The following is a 17974-nucleotide window of genomic DNA, read 5'->3' on the forward strand; positions in this document are numbered from 1 at the left end:
GTCTACCTCCAGCACACCAGGCCGGTGGCCTCGTCGGGAAGGCGCTCCAGCTCCCGGCCGGTGAACTCGACCACGACCAGCTCGGTCAGAAAGACCACGGCCCGGCCCAGGTGCCCGCCGTACATCGCCCCGGAGTGGTCGGCCAGGCCGACGTGGAGGTGGGCGTGGCAGCGGCCCTCACGCCGGGAGACGTTCCCCAGGAGCGAGACTATCTCCAGGCCGCCGGTGAGCTCGCGCTCTTGGTAGGCGTGTGTTTCTTGGTCGTAGAAGCCGATGACCGCCTCCGCCACGGCCCCGATGCCCGAGATGAACCCCTGCGCGATGCCCTGCTCGTTGACCAAGCGATCAATGTAGGCCACCAGCTCCTCGCCCTTGGGGACGCGGACGAGAAACCGGCGCCCTTCGCTGAACTCGTAGAGGCCCACGCCCCTCCTTCTCCGCAGTTACATTTCAATCATACCACGTCGGCGGCGGGTGTTGGGGCTTCACCCGTGACCGTCCTGCCCGACCGGGGCGAGCGCTACCTCTCCACCGGCCTCTATTCCGGGCGGTCTCGAACGACCGGCGGTTGCGGCCTTGAACGGCCGGCGGTTTTCGGGTAGGATTGGGTATCCGTTCGACAACCAAGGAGCAACCATGCGCAAGATGTTTATCCTCCTGCCGCTGCTTCTGGCCCTGCCGAGCCTGGCCTTCTTCTCCGTGGGCGCCCGGGTCGGATACCTCATGCCGCTGGGCGATTACGGGAAAACCTTCTCCGGCGGATTCACCGGCGGCCTCAAGTTCGACCTCGGCATCCTCCCCTTCCTGGACACCTCCCTCAACATCACCTACGTCGAGGGCACGGTGAAGGAGAACTCCTACGGCATCCCCTCCACGGAGATGAACTCCATCGTGCCGATCTTCCTGCAGGCCAAATTCAAGCTGCCCGGCATCATCACCCCCTACGTCCTGGCCGGATTCGGGCTCTACTTCTACAGCCTGGAGTACACCAACGAGGACACCGGGAAGTACGTGGACGAAACGGGGGCCAAGTTCGGCTACAACGCGGGGCTGGGGCTGGAAATAGGCTTTCTCGGATTCATGGGGGCCTACGCGGACGGGACGTACCACTGGGCCGACACCGAGCCGGCGACCATCAACTCCCTCACCTTCCAGGCCGGATTTTACGTGGGATTCTAGCTTTCGGTGAACGAGCGTTCGGGGAGTCCGCGGGCTCCCCGTTCTGGTAGAATGTCACCGTAAACGGCCGTCGCGTTCGGAGCCGCGGTGAAAAAAATCGCCCTTCCGCTTCTGCTCCCCGCCCTCGCCGGCGCCTGGTTCGAGGGTCCGGTGGACACCTCGGCGGTCCACGACGACGCGTGGTGGAACCGGGCCGAGGCCCACCGCGAGCGCGCCTATGTCCCGGTGGCCTGGGACGAGGGGCTCGTCGAATTGACCTACACCGACACCCCGCCGGGGCTGGTCGGCGTCTACCTGGTCGGCCTCCGGGCGGGGTGGGAGTCCAAGCTCACCGAGCTGGAACGGATGCTGACCGAGGGACGGATAAATTGTGTCGTCTTCGACGCCAAGCCGGCGCCCGGCGAAATCTGCTTCCCCCTAAAGGTTCCCGAGGAGCCGCGGCCGGAGCTGGCGACCTACACCCCGCTCCGCGGCTCGCCCGCCGACGCGCCCGACCTCTCGCCCGAGGGGCTGGCCTGGGAGCTCAAAGCGGTCCATTCCTACTACGACCTGCCGGGGCTGGTGGAGCGCCTCCACGGGGCCGGGGCCTACGTCATCGCCCGGGTCGTCGTCCACTACGACCGATACCTGGCCCGGTACGACCCCCGGGGTGAGACCAAGGATTGGCTGGCGGTCAAGGACGAGCGCACGGGGCTGGCGTGGGTGGGTCACGCCGATTCGGTCTGGGTGGACCCCTACGCCGAGGAGGCCTGGGATTACCATCTCGCCGTGGCCCTGGCCTGCGCCGAGGCCGGGGTGGACGAGGTCCAGTTCGACTACCTGCGCTTCCCCACCGAGGGCGACGTGCTCCACGCCTACACCCCCCACGCCGGAGGCCGGTCCAAGGAGTGGGCGATCAACGCCTTCCTGGACCGGGCGGAGGAGGTGCTGCGCCCGACGGGGGTGAAGCTCTCCGTGGACGTATTCGGTTTTTCGGCCCTGTATGAAAAACGCAACCCCGAGGGGCAGGACGTGGACGACATGGCCCTGCGGCTGGACGCCCTCTCGCCGATGGACTACCCGAGCCACTTCGGCTCCGGCTTTTACTCGGGGCCGGGGCGGACCTGGCGGATTTTGGAGGACTGCGCGGCGGTGCTCAAAGGGCGTCTGGAGGCGGTGGAATACGTGGCGCCTCCGCCGCCCGATTTCCGGGCGGATTCCACCCGGGCCCTCCTCGAGCTGGCCCACCCGGGGATGGTCTACCGGTACTCGCCGCCGCCCGAGTTCCCCGGCACTCTAGCCGCCTGCTCCAACCGGCCCTTCCTCCAGGCCTTCGATCTCATGGCGCCTTCGGACTTCACCGGGTACGTGCGGGACCAGATTCGCGGGGCGCTGGCCGGCGGCGCCGACGGCTACCTCTTCTGGCACGCCAACTCGAGCTACGGTCCGCTGTGGCCGGCGCTGGACCCGATGTGGAGGCCGCTGCCCCCGCCGCTCAACCCCCCGCCCAAAGTCGAGCCCGTCCCGATAATCCCGGCGGGGTCGAGGTAGAGGGCTGAGCCGACATCAAAGGTCGGCCCGCGGGTAATTCACCCTCCCCCCTCTGGGGGAGGGTCGGGGAGGGGGGGCGAAAGCAGCTCCCCTCTCCCAGTGGGAGCGGCGCGCCGACGGGGATAGGGGTGAGGGCTGCATTATAAAAAAACGGGCGGACCTAAAGGTCCGCCCCTACGTCATCGCAATCCGCGAGGCACGGGTTAGGGTGAGGGCTGCCTTATAAAAAACGGGCCGACCTAAAGGTCGGCCCCTACATCATCGCAATCATCAGGGCACGGAGCCCCGCCCTACATTATGCAATCTACACAACCCTCAGGCGTACTCCGTCCCGACCGGGTGCGCCGCCCACCAGTCCCGGGCCGCTCGCACGTCCCGCTCTATCTGCGCCTTCAGCGCGTCGAGATCGGGGAACCGCACCTCGTCGCGCAGCCGGGCGTGGAAATCCACCGCCACCGCCGCCCCGTACGCGTCCATCCGCTGGTCGAAGAGGTGGACCTCCATCATCGGCTTGGCCCCACAGGGTGAGTCCTCCACCGTCGGGCGCCAGCCGATGTTGGCCACACCCCGGTAGACGTGCCCGATGAGCCGCCCCTCCACGGCGTAAACCCCCGGCTTGGGCGGCATCTCGTAGTAATCGGGGATGTTGGCCGTGGGGAAGCCGAGCTTGCGCGCCAGCCCGAGCCCCTTCACCACCCGGCCCAGCAAGCGGTGCGGCTTGCCCAGAAGGCAGGCCGCCCTGGAGACGTCACCCTCGGCCAGGAGGCCGCGGACGGCCTTGCTCTTGACGACCAGGCCGCACTCGGTCACCGGCTCGAGCACCTCGTCGCGGATACCGAGCCTCCCGGCCAGCTCGCCGAGCTTCACCGCGTCGGCGTGGTCGGACCCGAAGCGGTGGTCGTAGCCCCGCGCCATACCGGTCATCCCCAGCTCCTCCACGAGCCGGCGGAGTAATTCTTCGGCGGTGAGCGCGGCGAAGACGGGGTCGAACTCCACCAGAATGGCGGCGTCGGCCCCGGCCAGGGCGAGGAGCTCGAGACGGCGCTCGACGCTGGTCAGCGGCTCCGGGGCGCTCTCGGGCCGGAGGGCGGCCAGGGGGTGGCGACGGAAGGTGAGCACCACCGCCGGGTCGTCCCCCGACATACCGTCGAGGAGGGCCAACAGGCGCTGGTGCCCCAGGTGCACCCCGTCGAAGGTGCCGATGGTGAAGCAGCCGCCGGGTTGCAGGCGGCCCCGGGCGGATTCGATGCCGGGGTAGAGGTCCATGACGCCTGACTAGGAATCGGGGGTGACGAGGGTCGTCCGGGGTTGGATGACCGCGCCGCCGGGACCGGGCTCCACCTGGCCCACTCCGACGAAGCCCTCGGGCCCGTACACGCGCAGGAGGGTCCCCACGGGGTGCCGCTCGCCCAGGGTCACCGGGATGCCGTGGAGGTAACGGGTGAGATCATCGGTGGAGACCCGGCACTTGGTGAGGTAGGTCAGCGAGCGCTCGGGCTGGACCAGCTTTTCCAGGGCCGCCTCGTGGAGCTCCTCGGGCGGGCGGTCCACGCCGAGGGCCTCCTCCACGGTGAAGACGCCGTTGCGCGTGCGGACCAGGCCGGCCAGATGAGCCCCGCAGCCGATGACCCGGCCCATGTCGTGGGCCAGGGCGCGGACGTAGGTCCCCTTGGAGCAGGAGATGAGAAACTCGGCCTGCACGCCCTCGAGGCCGACGAAATCGAAACCGAAGACTTTCACCTGCCGGGGCGGGACGTGGACGGGCTTCCCCCGACGGGCCAGCTTGTAGAGCCTCTCCCCGTCCACCTTGGCCGCGGAATAGGGGGGAGGGCTCTGCATTATCTCGCCCGTGAACCGGGGGATGACCTCCTCGATGGCGGCGCGCAGGTCAGCGGGCGGCTCCGCCTCGTCGGTCACCTCCCCATCGGCGTCGTAGGTGTCGGTGGCGACGCCGAAGCGGACCCAGGCGCGGTACTCCTTCTCCGTGGCCATCAAGAGGTCCACCAGCCGCGTGGCCCGCCCGAGGCAGATCACCAGCACCCCGGTGGCGATGGGGTCCAGCGAGCCGGTGTGGCCCATCTTCTTCATCCCAAGGGCGCGGCGCAGCTTGCGGATGACGTCGAAGCTGGTCCAGCCCGCCGGCTTGTCGCAGTTGAGCACGCCTGTTAGCTCTTCGGCCACTAATACCTACCCCTCCGGTCCGCCGTCCAGGGCGGAGCGCACCGTCTCGATGACCCAGCGCCGGGCCTCGGCGAGGGTCCCCTCAAATCTGGCCCCGGCGGCACAGGGATGCCCGCCCCCGCCGATGAGCCGGGCCAGCTCGTTCACCGGCACGCCGCCCTTCGACCGCAGGGACAGCTTCACCATCCCGCCCGGGTCCTCACGCAGGAAGGCCCCCACCTCGACCCCCTCGATTCCGCGCGCGTAGTCCACGATGTCTTCGGTGTCCTCCACGACGGCGCCGGTCTGGGAAAGCATCTCCAGCGTGACGCTGATCAGGGCCAGCCGGCCCTCAAGCTCCCGCTCCAGCGTCCGGAGGGCGAGCCCCAGGAGGCGGTATCGCTCGAAGCGGTGGGACTCGTAGATCCGGTGCGCCACCCGGTCCGTTTTCAGGCCCAGCTCGACGAGCTCGGCGACCACCCGCAGACACCGGGCGTCGGTGTTGGGGTAGCGGAATCCGCCGGTATCGGTGTCTATGGCGGCGTATAGCCCCTCGGCGGCGGGTATGTCCACCGGCCAGCCGAGGCGCCCGAGGAGCTCGTACACCAGCACCCCGCTGGCGGCGGCCGTCGGATCCACCACGTTGACCCCGCCGAAGGGGGTGACGTCGGTGTGGTGATCTATGAGGACGACCCTTTCCCTGCGCGCCAGAATCCGGTTGTGCTCCGGACCCAGGCGCCAGGGGTCGCTGCAATCAATCACCACGACCACGTCGGCGGCGTCGAGGAGGCCCGGGTCGCGGGTGAAGAGCTCGGCCCCGACCAGAAAGCGGAAAGCTGCCGGAACGGCGTCGGGGCAGTAGCAGACGGCCTCCGCGCCCCACCCCGAGGCCAGGTGGGCCAGGGCGGCGGTGCTCCCCACCGCGTCGCCGTCGGGGTTGACGTGGGTGACCAGGAAAAGGCGACGGGCCCCCCCTATCAGCACCGCGGCGCCGTCGAAATCTACGGTCGGGCCCTCACTCATCCACCGGCTCCTCGGTGTCGCGGAGCAGGCGGGAAACCCGTTCGCCCCGACGCAGGTTGCTGTCGAAGAGGAAGCGCAGCTCCGGCGTGTTGCGCAGGTTCAACATCTCCGCCAGGCCCCGGCGCAGGTAGCCGGAGGCGCGTTCGAGCGCCCGGACGGCCCGGGCGGCATCCGCCTCGTCGCCGAAAACGTCCAGGTAAACCCTGGCGTGGAGGAGGTCCGTCGAGATCACGACGTCGGTGAGGGTGACCTCCCTGACGCGGGTGTCCCTCATCCCGGCGATGAGGTCGGCGAGGGCGTTCCGGATAAGCCTGCCCACCTGGATCGTTCGTTTCCCCATCCCAACGCCTTCACGGTCGCGCCGCCCTAGGTTCCCGGCGGACGAAGAAGTATAGCACGCCGGACGTGGTCCATCAAGGACGGGCCCGCCGCGCCCCCTCTCCCTTCCAGGGAGAGGCTCGCCTACGGGTTAGGGAGAGGGTCGGGGCTGGGAACGTAAAAGCGGCGGGGAAAGGAATCCCCGCCCTACATTCGAACACACAACGAGTGCGGGTCTCCGTCACACGACGGTGTTCGCCCCCCACAAATCGCCCTTGACTGCGCCCGGCCTTTGGCTTAACATGACGCCGTGATATGAATAATCCCGGGTACGCCATGACCTCACCTCACCAGACGCTCCTCCTCCTCTGTGGCTGTCGGCCGGCGGGTCGGCCGACCGTCCGGTAGCCGCGCCCGCCGCTTTCTTAAATCCATCCCCTTCAGCGAAGGTCAGTCACGGCTACGCCGCCACCCGGACACCGGCGGCGGGCGGCCATAAAAAAACGTTTTTCGCGGAAGACGAGGTGCGCATGGCCACCACCTTAAAACTTTACGACACCTACTCCAGGCAGCTCCTGGAATTCCCGCCCGCCGACAGCCCCGCGCGGGAAAATCCCGGTACGCCCGTCACCTACTACACCTGTGGACCCACGGTCTACAACTACGCCCACATCGGCAACTTCCGCGCCTACATCTTCGAGGACCAGGTGGTACGGACGCTGGAGTATTTCGGGTGGAAGGTCCGCCAGGTGATGAACCTCACCGACGTGGACGACAAGACCATCCTGGGCGCCAACCCCGACCGGGTGGAGGTCCCCGCCGACGAGATGCGGCGGCGCCTGGACGCCTACACCGCGCCCTACATCCAGGCCTTCTTCGAGGACATAGACGCGCTGAACATCAAGCGCGCGGCGGTCTACCCCCGGGCCACCGAGCACGTGGCCGAGATGGTCCGCCTCATCGGCGCCCTGGCCGCCAACGGCTACGCCTACGAGGGGGACGACGGGAGTTGGTACTTCGCCATAAAAAAATTCCCGCGCTACGGCCTCCTCTCCGGGATCGAGCTAGGCGACGTGCGGGTAGGGGCCCGCGTCTCCTCCGACGAGTACGAGAAGGAGGACGCCCGCGACTTCGCCCTGTGGAAGAAGGCCCGTCCCGGCGAGCCGATCTGGGACCCGAAGGAGTACGACCCCGCCTCGCCTTTACCCGTGGGGCGCCCCGGCTGGCACATCGAGTGCTCCGCAATGTCCCAGAAGCATCTCGGCGAGACCCTCGACGTCCACTCGGGCGGGCACGACAACATCTTCCCCCACCACGAGAACGAGATAGCCCAGAGCGAGGGCGCGTCGGGGAAGAAATTCGTCCGCCACTGGCTCCACTGCGGCTACCTGGTCGTGGACGGCGAGAAGATGTCCAAGTCCAAGGGGAACTACTTCACCCTGCGCGACGTGCTGGCGCGGGGCCACAACCCCCTGGCCGTCCGGCTGCTCCTGGAGAGCACCCACTACCGCAAGCCGCTGAACTTCACCTTCGAGGGGCTGGCCGGGGCGGAGACGAACCTGAAGCAGCTCCAAGCCTTCCTGCGCCGCCTGGACCGCGAGGCGGAGGCGGCCGCGGATTCCGCGAAAGGTCGGGGGGAGGCCGGCAAAGCCATCCGCAAGGCCAAGGAGAGCTTCGCCGCGGCGCTGGCCGACGACCTGAACATCTCCGCCGCCCTGGCGGCCGTCTTCGAGATGCTGGGCACGGTCAACCGGATGCTCGACGAGGGTCGGGTCGGCCGGGACGAGATTGACCCGGCCCGGGAGGCGCTCCTCGGCTTCGATACGGTGCTGGGCCTACGACTGGGGCGGGAAACGACGGGGGCGAAGGTTGACGCCGCCTTCGTCGAGGATAGGCTGGCCCGGCGCGCCGAGGCGAAGGGGGCCAGGGACTTCGCCCGGGCCGACGCCATACGGGACGAGCTGGCGGCGCTCGGCGTGGTCGTGGAGGACACCCCCCAGGGGACGAAGTGGCACCTCGCCGAGTAACCGCCGGAAAATAACTCGCGGGGGACGGCGCGCGGCCGTCCCCTTTCTTTACCGCCGGCGGACTCAAGCCCCCGATTTTTCGCCGCGAATAAGGTTTTTCAATCGGTAAACGGATGTTACAATCTTTTCGTTCACCGACAACGTCTCACGGCCACGCCGACGCTCAACGAAACCCAACCGGCGCGGTCGAACCCCCGTCCGCATGACCGACGAAGAGCCCAAGCGCCCGGGCGAAGACAGGCCGGCCCCCGCCGTACCCATCCCGGGGACGGGTCAGGCCGCCTACGAATCCCCCGGGGATTCGAAGCAACCACCCGGCAGGAGAATCATCCGCTCGGCCGGCGTGGTCGGCTTTATGACGCTGCTCTCGCGCATCACGGGCATGGTGCGCGAGATACTCTACGCCTCCATCTTCGGCGCCGGGGCGGTCAACGACGCCTTCCGCATCGCCTACAGCATCCCCTACTTCTTCCGGCGCGTCCTGGGCGAGGGGGCCATGGCGGCCTACTTCCTCCCCACCTTCGTGGACATCCGGGAAAACCAGAGCCCGGAGAAGGCCTGGTACCTGTCCAACAACCTCTTCAACACCCTGGGGCTCCTCACCCTCATCCTGGCCGGGATCGTGGCCGTCTTCACCCCCCAGCTCCTCCGGGTCATCGCGCCGGGTTTCGTCAGTACCGGCAACCTCGAGCTCGCCGTGGACCTGACCCGGACCATGATCCCCTTCACGGTGACCATGACCCTGGCGGCGATTCTGATGGCGATACTGAACGCCTACCAGCGCTTCGCCCTCCCCTCGTCGGGGACCATCATCCTCAACTTCGTCTTCATCGCCGGGCTATACACTCTCGTGCCGCTCTTCGGGAAAGTGCCGGTGGAGCTCATCTACGGGGTCGGGCTGGTGGTCGTGCTCGGCGGATTCTGCCAGCTCGTCGTGCTGGGGGCCGGGGTGCGCCGGCTGGGCGGCCGGTGGAAGCCCATCATTGACCTCAAAGGGCCGGGCCTGAAGAGGGTGTTGAAGCTGATGGTGCCCGCCCTCTTCGGCATGGCGGTCGTCCGGATCAACCTGCTGGTGGACAACGCCCTGGCGAGCCTGTTGGGCGAGGGGATGATCAGCTCGCTGAACTATGCCGAGCGGATACTTCAGTTCCCCATGGGCGTCTTCGGGGTGGCCATCTCCACGGCCATCCTGCCGACCCTCTCCGGTTTCTCCGCCAAGGGGAAGCTCGGGGAGCTGCGGGACACCATGAACTACGCCCTGCGCATGGCGTTGTTCGTGGCGATTCCGGCCTCGATCGGGATAATCATCCTGCGCGAGCCGCTGGTGGCGCTCTTCTTCCAGCGCGGAGCCTTCGACGCCCTGGCCACCCACAACACCTCCTGGGCCCTCCTGTTCTACACGTCCGGGCTCATGGGGTACATCGGCGTGTCGGTCGTGGTGCCGGTTTTCTACGCCCAGAAGGACACGAAGACCCCGGTCATCGTGGGCGCCATCGCCGTGGCGGTGAACATCATCGGCGATCTGTCCCTCATGCACTGGCTGCGTCAGGGCGGCCTGGCGCTGGCCAGCGCCTTTGCCAGCTACGTCAACCTGGGGCTGCTGCTGTTCATCATGCGGCGCCGGGTGGGGCCCATCGGCTTCACGAAGGTGTTCAAGTCGGGGTTGAAACTCCTCGTCGCGGCGGTCGCGATGGGCGCGGTGCTCTGGTTCGGAATGGAGTGGTACGGGTTCACCGCCGAATCGAGCACCTTCCTGGACAAGCTCGCCCTGGGCGGAGGAGGCATAGTCGCCGGCGCGGCCGTCTTCCTCCTCGCCGCCTGGGCGATGCGTTCCGCGGAGCTCGCGGACCTCAAGGTGATCCTCCTCGGCATGCTCCGGCGAAGGTTCCCGCCGAAGGGGCCGGAAAGCGGATAGTCGCTGATTCACGACCCCGGACCGATCCGCCCTTGCCGGGCACCCCAGTCCGGGGTGGTATAATGCGCGGGTAACGTGAGCCCTTCGAGCCCGATGGATTCCACCTACAAACTACTCAACCGGATTGACGACCCGTCCGATCTCCGGCGGCTCAACCTCTTCGAGCTCGCGGAGCTGGCCGAGGAGCTGCGCCGCTACATCATCGAGACGGTGAGCGAGACCGGCGGTCACCTGGCCCCCAGCCTGGGCGCCGTCGAGCTCACCATCGCCCTCCACTACACGCTCGACACGCCCGCCGACAAGCTCGTGTGGGACGTGGGCCACCAGGCTTACACCCACAAGGTACTCACCGGCCGGCGGGACCTCCTCCCCACCCTGCGCCAGTACGGCGGCATATCGGGCTTCCCCAAACCCTCGGAGTCGCCCTACGACACCTACGCCGTGGGGCACGCCTCGACGGCCATCTCCGCCGCGTTGGGGATGGCCCTGACCCGCGAGCACAACGGGGGAAAGCACCGCGTGTGCGCCGTGGTCGGTGACGGCTCCCTGTCCGGCGGCATGGCCTTCGAGGCCCTCAACCACGCCGGGCGCTGCAAGATACCCTTCCTCGTCGTCCTCAACGACAACAAGATGAGCATCTCCAAGAGCGTGGGGGCTCTGTCGAACTACCTCAACCGGATGATCACCACCCGGAGCTTCCTCTCGCTGCGCAAGCAGGTCCAGGAGATAGTCAAGAAGATACCCGGCATCGGGATGGGCATCTTCTCCCTGGCGCGCAAGATCGAGGAGGGGCTGAAGAACATGGTCACGCCGGGGATGCTCTTCGAGGAGATGGGATTTCTGTACTTCGGTCCCATAGACGGCCACGACCTGCCCAAGCTCGTAGGCGTCCTGAAAACGGTGCGCGACCTGTCCCAGCCGGTCCTCCTCCACGTGATCACGGTCAAGGGCAAGGGCTACGAGCCGGCGGAGAACGACGCCACCAAGTTCCACGGCCTGGGGAAATTCGACGCCGCCACCGGCGTGTGCCACGTGAGCGGACCGACGCCCACGTACACGGAGATTTTCGGCTGCACCGTCACCGAGCTGGCGGCCAAGGATCCGAACGTGGTGGGCATCACCGCCGCCATGCCCGACGGGACCGGCCTCGACATCCTGGCCGACGCCCTGCCGGACCAGTTCATAGACGTGGGCATCGCCGAGCAGCACGCGGTGAGCCTGGCCGGGGGGCTGGCCATCTCGGGGATGAAGCCCGTGGTGGCCATCTACTCCACCTTCCTCCAGCGGGCCTACGACCAGATGGTGACGGACGTCTGCCTGATGGGACTGCCGGTGCTGTTCGCGGTGGACCGGGGCGGTCTGGTGGGCGCCGACGGCCCGACCCACCACGGATGCTTCGACCTGACCTACCTGCGCAGCGCGCCGAACATGACCGTCTGCGCCCCGGCCGACGAGGACGAGCTGCGCCACCTCCTCTACACCGGGTACAAACACCCGGGCCCCTTCGCCGTGCGCTACCCTCGGGGGAAAGGCACCGGGGTGGACCGAACGCAGCCGCTGCACGAGATTCCCATCGGGAAGGGCGAGCTCCGCCGGGCGGGGGCCGAGGCCGTGGTCGTGGCCCTGGGCTCCACCGTGATTCCGGCGGTGGAGGCGGCGGAGGCGCTGGCGGAGGGGGGCCGCAGCGTCGCGGTGATCAACGCCCGGTGGCTCAAGCCGCTGGACGCGGACCTGATCGTGGAATGGGCGGAGAAAACCGGCCGCGTCCTCACCGTGGAGGAGGGCACCCTCGAGGGCGGCTTCGGCTCGGCCGTACTGGAGCTTCTGGCGGACCGCGGCCTCCTGGATTCGGGGAAAATAAAACTGAGACGGCTGGGCATCCCCGACCGCTTCGTCACCCACGGCACCCAGGAGGAACTGCGAGCCGAGCTTGGCCTGGACGCCCCGGGGATAGTGCGCGCCGTGGAATCCCTTCTGGTCGAATAGCCCTCATACACCCGGTCAGAGCCGAACCGTCCGGCTCGCTGAAATCATTACCGGGGCGCCGCCACGTCCTCCCATTTGAAGCCCGACTCCGGTTGGGCTATAATTTACCGATACGACACACCCCCGGGGAGCATGAGTGAAAAAGAGCTGGATTCTCCTGATGACCCTGGCCGCCATCTGCCTGGCCGACGCCGGGGTGCTGGACTACGTCGAGCCCATCCTCGGCACGCCCGTCGTGGCGACGAGCATGGGCTACGTGACCGGTGTTCTTGCGGAGCGTGGCTGGACCCAGATCGAGGCTGACGAGGAACGGGTGACGGCCGATTATGTGGGTGACGGCCGCGACGAGCGCCTGACCTTCACCTTCAGCCCGACCGCTTCGACGCCGAGTGAAATCCACCAGGACATCCTCGAGGTGGAGTACACCCGGGTTCCCTGGCTCGAAATCGAGGGCGCCGTCGAGGGAGTGAGGGTGGAGTTCGACCGGCTAATCGTCGCCTTCGATTACCTCATCGGACCGGGGATAACGGAAAAGAACGAGGATAAGTGGAGCCACACCTGGGCCGACCGGGACGCGAGCCGGATAGAGCTCATCCTGGCGCCGATGTGGGACACCCGGCTGACCGTCTCCGTCAACCTCGTCCCGCTCCGGGAACCGGAGGGTGACTGACGCGTAGTGGGAACCGCACGCCGCCGGACCACCGTATCACGGCCGGAGGGGCGCGCCGATCCCGGTAGAAAATCGCCTCCACCCCTGGACCGGCTGCGACCCGAGCCCGCATCGCGCGGTTTTACCGAGGACCCGAAAAACGCCGCGCCACTCAGGGCGATGCTCTACGACAGGGGGAGCTTGTTTCATTAACCGCAGTCATGCCGTGAGGAGTGAACCATGAAGAGCTTCGCATTGATAATCCTGGCCTTCACCGCTACTCTGGCCGCCAACGTCGTGCCGGTGGACCCCTTCCTCGAAGAAATCCCCTTCGGGGCCGACGCCGAAGCGGTGTCGGCGGCCATGAGTGACGCGGGGTATACCGCGACGGGCACGGGGACCTTCGGGCCGGAGTCGTCCAGCGATCTGATAACCGGCGTCCGGGGGGACGAGCGCCTGGAGTACCGTTTCAGCGGGGGCTCGCAGACTTTCGCCCGGTATTCTGTCGAGAAGGCTTCTTCGGTTGCGCTCAACGACAAGCTCGACGAGTGGAGCGAGCGCCTGCAAGAGGTCTGGGGCAATCCGGCCGCGGTGAGTGTGGACGGGTCGAAGCTCTGGATCGTCCCCGGCATGTACACCATCGCGCTGCACATAGAGGGCGCCGGCCTCCTCGTCACCGTCACCTGGGACTGAGTCGGGGGTCGGCTCGGACCGCGTCAACCCCGGTGCATCTTCGAGGCCGTAACCAACCGGGGAGACGAACCCCTCACTTAAATGAGATATCGTGAAGGAAGGGAGCGACGGCATGAGGTTTTTTCCAATAATTATTCTCACCCTTCTCCAATCGGTGACAGCCATGTCATCAACCGCGCCCGAAGGGGCAACCGCGGACCGGGAGCCGATCCTCGGTATCAACCCCTACGACAGCTCGTACGACGAGGTGTCGCGGGCCATAGACTCCCAGGGGTGGCTCATCGCCGCGACACTTTTGGAGGAGCCCGCCGCCTTCCGCCACTCCGAGCTCGGCGACGAGCAGGTCACGGTGTATCTCTCCAACTACGAAGCGGGCCGGGTGCTCCACCTGTCCTACGGTCTCACGGCGAAGGACGGCTCCGACGAGACCCTCGCCCACCTCGAGGCCGAGTACCGGCGTCTCTGCGAAGGGTTTGAGGCGCTTCTCGGACCGGGGCTCAAGAGCGGCACGGGGCCCGTCATCGGGTGCTACTGGACCGGAGGGGCCACCGACAGCTACGTGGAGTACCACCCGCCCGGGGAGGACGGCCCGCAGTTGTCGGTCGAGATATTCTTCGATTGACCGCCGCCGGCGCCCGCCGGACGAAGGAGCGACAGGGGGGCATCGCCCTTGACCCGGTCGGGGCGCGCGACTATCATCCCAACGCAGCCCACATCGAACCACAACATCAGAAGGTGGAACCATGCGCATCGGTTGGATGATCTTCCTTCCACTCTGTCTGGCCACCGTTGCAATGGCCGCAGAAACGCAGACACTGCCCGATCCCTTCCTCGACGGCCTTTCCATCGGGGACACCTCTCTCCAGATCGAAGCCACACTGAAGGCAAACGGCTGGGAGACGAGCAACGAGTGGTACAACGTCGAAACCGACCCGGTTTTCCGCGTCCGAGGCGAGTCGGGCAACCGGAAGCTGATCTACGATTACGACGTTTACGGCCGGCTCATCTTCCTGACCTATCTCGAGCAGTGGCCCTCCATCGCGGAGTGCAAAAAGGCGTTCTCGATCTGGCGTGAGTGGTTGCAGATGTACTACGGCGAACCGATCGAGGTAAACGAGCACGACACGCACTGGTCCAATTCGGGTTACGAGATAAAAATTTACGACAAGACTTTCATCGCCAGCGAGAGCACGACACCCACCACAATGGTCAACATCTACCCACTCAGGGTGCCCTGAACCGGCGCCGACCGCTGGAAAGAAGCGCTACGCCCGATTAACCAATCCGAGGGGAATACCACAGGTAGCCGGCCCGGTGGAGGGATCGGCGGTGGAAGGTTAAACTTACCTAAACAAAGGGGGTGACAGGTGAACAGGCTCCTGTTGCTGATCGCGGTCTTTTCCGTTCTCGCTTCGGCGAGCCGCGCCGGGGAGGAGACGCCCGTATATCCTCTGTGCCTCGACCTGTCCATTGAAACCACCTCGGAAGGGGCGGCCTCTCTGCTTCGGGAAGATGGCTGGGAAGTGTCAACCGCCGAGAACAACCTATCCCTCGACGCCTCGCGGGACGGGGCGACTCTCACGCTGGGCTGGCTCGACGAGACCTACCTGAGGGACGTGACCTACACCGAGCCCTGGGACGATGCCTGGAAATGCAAAGACCGTTTAGCCGAGTGGGTGGAATGGTTCAGGCTTTTGAACGGGAAACCCATGGTGGACACGGAGACGTTCCACTACTGGAACATCCCCGGCATGGAGGTGTGGTTCGAAATCACCGAAGCCGGGGGTGGCGCGGCCACCCTGACCTGCAGCATCACATTCCTTTAGACGGTAACCCATGCGCTACCTGACGGTGCTTCTCGGCCTTCTGCAGACCGCCGCGGTCCTCGGCTACTCCGACCCCTTCCTGCCGGGACTTCCCCTCGGCGCCGATTCAACGGCCGTCTTCGCGGCCCTGGAGGACGCGGGCTGGACGGTCGAGGACCACTTCGACAACGCCGACGAGCTCTTCATCATCGAAGGGACTCAGGACGGGCGGCTGCTGCGGTACGCCTACGATTATTCGGAGCGCCTGGCGGAAGTCGTCTACGCCGAGGCGCACCCCCCCGACGAGACGCGCACCGACGCCTACGGGGCCTGGCTCGACGTTTTAAAAAAGACCTTCGGCGAGCCGGAGGTCGTGGATTCCTTCCACCACTGGGAGACCGGCGGCTGGTCGGTGGACATCGCGGCGGATGACTTCGATTTCGGCGACGGCTACCCGGCCCCCGTCGTCCTGATTACGATAACAAAGCTCCCCTAGGCCGCGCCCTCCCGTTCCCGCACCAGGCTCAACAGCGACGGCATCGGCTCGAAGCCGAGCTTTTTATTTATGGCCAGCATGGCGGCGTTCTCCCGGGCGTTGCCGGTCACCAGCGCCGGCACGCCCCGCTTTTCGTAGAGTTCCATCGCCGCGTACTTGAGCGCCGTGGCGATGCCCCGCCCGCGATACTCCGGCACCGTGCCCGTGATGAGCGGCATGGCCGGCGCGTCCGGGCCGCCGGGGAGCATCAGCCCCGTCACGCCTACGAATTCCTCACCGTCCAGGGCCACGACGTAGGTGTCGGTGTCCATCGGGGGACCGGCGAACGCTTTTTTCCACTCCTCGAAGTCCTGCTTGCGGTAGGGCACGGCGTGGGGCACGTCGGCCTCCGAGTCCTCGAAGATGCGCCACAGCCGCCGTTCCTTATCATTGTCGTTGATTTCGGCGTAGAGCCGGATTACAATTCCCTGTAGTTCGACGCGCCGCAGACGCTCGGAGTAATCCTCCGGCCTTTTATACCGGGCGAGCTCCAGTCGGAGGAAGAGGTCCTCGTGGGCGACCGCGAAACCGCGCCGCCCGAGCATCGCCAGCGCCGCCTCCCGGTCCGCCCACGTCTGCGCCATGAGCTTTTTCCAGGCGAGAAACGCGAGTTGGCTTTCCAGCAGGTTCCACAGCGTGCGGCCGTGGCCCCGGCCCCGGTAATCCGGGTGGACGAAACAGCCGACCCGGAACGTCCCCGGCTCGGCGAAGAAGCCGCCGGAGATGGAGACGGAGGCCATGAGGCGGCCGTCCTGTTCGCCGATGAAGCGCATCAGGAGCCGTTCCGGGGGTATGTTATCCTCACCGTGTCGGGCGTTGGAAAGCGACGCGGGGAGGGGGTTCTCCAGGTTGGAGAGCTCCACCAGCGCGGCCAGGTCGTCGTCCTGATACCGGCGGATGCGCATCTTGATACTACACTAATCTTTCTTTGAACAAGCAGACAATAGAATACCACTTGACAAATAAATTGAGAAGCAGGAAGTAATAAACGAAAAGCAAAGGACATGGACATAATATTCAACAGCATAGCAATTGGTTTAAGTCTTATAGCGATATTTATAGCTGTATCTGTTTATTCCAGTACAAAACGCAGTACATTTTTTATCTATTTGGCAAAGGAATATAGAGAACTTACAAAAGATTTATACAGTCGATATTCTGAAATTTATAATCTTATTGAACAATATGAAAGACAACTGGATACTGGTGGTGAAATAGAAATTCGAATAAAAAGGAATGAATCCATAAACAACGTCGTATCATTTATTGAAGATAAAGAATTTCAATACAGACGTATTATAAGTAACCTATATATCAAACATTATGACATCCCATTTATCATACCAGAATGTTTTCCAATAACATACGAAGTACTCACAAAATATATAGATAGCATATATGAAATTAAAAGTGATCTCTATAAAAAAGCAAAAACTGAAACCCATTTATACAACATTTCCGCTGCATATAGAGCTAATGCTTTATATAAAATACATGGGAACAGAAATTTACATGATAAATGTGTAATAATAGGAAACAATATATCTTTAAATGCAAATATTTATTACTACCTAATTGATACTTTCATCACCATAATAAATAACCCTCTATCGACTTGTTACAAGGAGATGAAGAGGAATATTGTAAAAGAAAGAAAACAAAGTAAAAAAACAAAAAATATTGATACCAATGAACTGTTGGACCTGTACTGCAAATTATATGATTATGATGAAGAAAACTCAAAAAACCTTAAAAGTTATTTCTCAGTAAAAGAAATTACCGATAAATATGTACCTATTAAACATTTATTTATTGCCCCACAGAAAAACACAAAATCCTAAATTATTACTTATGCATCCCTCTGAATGTTACAAATAGGAGTGCTTAATTGAAAATTCTCGTCACCGGCGGGGCGGGGTTCATCGGCTCCAACTTCGTCCACCTCCTCCGACGCGAAAAACCCCGCTGGGACATCGTCGTCCTGGACAAGCTGACCTACGCGGGCAGCCTGGCCAACCTCGACGCGGTCTGGGGCGACATCACCTTTTTGAAGGGCGACGTGTCGGTGCGCGCCGACGCGCTGGGCGCCATGGACGGCTGCGACGCGGTGGTCAACTTCGCCGCCGAAACCCACGTGGACCGCTCCATCGTGGC

The 17974-nt window shown here is 64.6% G+C and carries 19 protein-coding genes; 13 read left to right on the top strand and 6 right to left on the bottom strand.

All coding sequences use genetic code 11. The annotated features are described in order from the left end of the window. Nucleotides 1–2: 2 nt before the first annotated feature. Nucleotides 3–425 (bottom strand): PPC domain-containing DNA-binding protein, encoded by a 423-nt coding sequence (locus VM054_08195; GenBank protein HUT99041.1) that lies wholly within the window; start codon nucleotides 423–425, stop codon nucleotides 3–5. A gap of 211 nt (nucleotides 426–636) precedes the next feature. Between VM054_08195 and VM054_08200 the strand changes: the two genes are divergently transcribed. After that, complete coding sequence (locus tag VM054_08200) at nucleotides 637–1179, top strand: hypothetical protein (GenBank protein HUT99042.1); 543 nt, start codon at nucleotides 637–639, stop codon at nucleotides 1177–1179. 87 nt (nucleotides 1180–1266) lie between these two features. Further along, entirely contained in the window at nucleotides 1267–2709 is a 1443-nt protein-coding gene (locus tag VM054_08205; protein ID HUT99043.1) for a putative glycoside hydrolase, read from the top strand. Between the two features lie 315 nt (nucleotides 2710–3024). On the opposite strand, the gene ribF is transcribed toward VM054_08205, so the two are convergent. From ribF to rbfA, 4 genes are read right to left on the bottom strand one after another with little or no spacing between them, the layout of a single operon-like run. Beyond that, the gene (gene ribF / locus VM054_08210) at nucleotides 3025–3975 is read right to left on the bottom strand and encodes a riboflavin biosynthesis protein RibF (protein ID HUT99044.1); all 951 of its coding nucleotides are present in this window, start codon (nucleotides 3973–3975) and stop codon (nucleotides 3025–3027) included. Between the two features lie 9 nt (nucleotides 3976–3984). Continuing rightward, entirely contained in the window at nucleotides 3985–4890 is a 906-nt protein-coding gene (gene truB / locus VM054_08215; GenBank protein HUT99045.1) for a tRNA pseudouridine(55) synthase TruB, read from the bottom strand. 6 nt (nucleotides 4891–4896) lie between these two features. Continuing rightward, entirely contained in the window at nucleotides 4897–5892 is a 996-nt protein-coding gene (locus VM054_08220; protein ID HUT99046.1) for a bifunctional oligoribonuclease/PAP phosphatase NrnA, read from the bottom strand. Continuing rightward, nucleotides 5885–6232: a 30S ribosome-binding factor RbfA gene (gene rbfA / locus VM054_08225; GenBank protein ID HUT99047.1), complete on the bottom strand. Its 348-nt coding sequence runs from the start codon at nucleotides 6230–6232 to the stop codon at nucleotides 5885–5887. Before rbfA ends, VM054_08220 begins: the two co-directional genes overlap by 8 nt. A gap of 508 nt (nucleotides 6233–6740) precedes the next feature. Between rbfA and cysS the strand changes: the two genes are divergently transcribed. The 9 genes from cysS to VM054_08270 all read left to right on the top strand — a co-directional run bounded on the left by cysS (nucleotide 6741) and on the right by VM054_08270 (nucleotide 15781). Beyond that, complete coding sequence (cysS, locus tag VM054_08230) at nucleotides 6741–8237, top strand: cysteine--tRNA ligase (protein ID HUT99048.1); 1497 nt, start codon at nucleotides 6741–6743, stop codon at nucleotides 8235–8237. A gap of 202 nt (nucleotides 8238–8439) precedes the next feature. Continuing rightward, nucleotides 8440–10152: a murein biosynthesis integral membrane protein MurJ gene (gene murJ, locus VM054_08235; GenBank protein HUT99049.1), complete on the top strand. Its 1713-nt coding sequence runs from the start codon at nucleotides 8440–8442 to the stop codon at nucleotides 10150–10152. A gap of 93 nt (nucleotides 10153–10245) precedes the next feature. Beyond that, nucleotides 10246–12138, top strand: a complete 1893-nt coding sequence (gene dxs / locus VM054_08240; GenBank protein ID HUT99050.1) for a 1-deoxy-D-xylulose-5-phosphate synthase — start codon at nucleotides 10246–10248, stop codon at nucleotides 12136–12138. A 136-nt stretch (nucleotides 12139–12274) separates the two neighbouring features. Beyond that, nucleotides 12275–12808 carry a hypothetical protein gene (locus VM054_08245; GenBank protein ID HUT99051.1) on the top strand — a complete coding sequence of 178 codons (534 nt, stop codon included), beginning with the start codon at nucleotides 12275–12277 and terminating at the stop codon, nucleotides 12806–12808. 219 nt (nucleotides 12809–13027) lie between these two features. Then, on the top strand, nucleotides 13028–13480 hold the full coding sequence (locus VM054_08250) for a hypothetical protein (protein HUT99052.1): 453 nt from the start codon (nucleotides 13028–13030) through the stop codon (nucleotides 13478–13480). Nucleotides 13481–13643: 163 nt separating this feature from the next. After that, a complete protein-coding gene (locus tag VM054_08255; protein HUT99053.1) occupies nucleotides 13644–14102 on the top strand; it encodes a hypothetical protein in 459 nt (152 codons plus the stop codon). 121 nt (nucleotides 14103–14223) lie between these two features. Beyond that, nucleotides 14224–14718, top strand: coding sequence for a hypothetical protein (locus VM054_08260; GenBank protein HUT99054.1), 495 nt, complete (start codon nucleotides 14224–14226; stop codon nucleotides 14716–14718). Nucleotides 14719–14847: 129 nt separating this feature from the next. Then, nucleotides 14848–15306, top strand: coding sequence for a hypothetical protein (locus tag VM054_08265; protein ID HUT99055.1), 459 nt, complete (start codon nucleotides 14848–14850; stop codon nucleotides 15304–15306). A gap of 10 nt (nucleotides 15307–15316) precedes the next feature. Then, a complete protein-coding gene (locus tag VM054_08270) occupies nucleotides 15317–15781 on the top strand; it encodes a hypothetical protein (GenBank protein HUT99056.1) in 465 nt (154 codons plus the stop codon). Here the strand turns inward: VM054_08270 and VM054_08275 are convergent. Then, complete coding sequence (locus VM054_08275) at nucleotides 15778–16725, bottom strand: GNAT family N-acetyltransferase (GenBank protein HUT99057.1); 948 nt, start codon at nucleotides 16723–16725, stop codon at nucleotides 15778–15780. The genes VM054_08270 and VM054_08275 overlap by 4 nt on opposite strands. 99 nt (nucleotides 16726–16824) lie before the next feature. Between VM054_08275 and VM054_08280 the strand changes: the two genes are divergently transcribed. Next, nucleotides 16825–17661 (top strand): hypothetical protein, encoded by an 837-nt coding sequence (locus VM054_08280; protein ID HUT99058.1) that lies wholly within the window; start codon nucleotides 16825–16827, stop codon nucleotides 17659–17661. Between the two features lie 47 nt (nucleotides 17662–17708). Beyond that, nucleotides 17709–17974: NAD-dependent epimerase/dehydratase family protein (locus tag VM054_08285; GenBank protein ID HUT99059.1), on the top strand; the 266-nt coding region annotated here is incomplete at its 3' end.

The organism is bacterium, from assembly GCA_035528375.1.
Taxonomy (GTDB): Bacteria; RBG-13-66-14; RBG-13-66-14; order RBG-13-66-14; family RBG-13-66-14; genus RBG-13-66-14.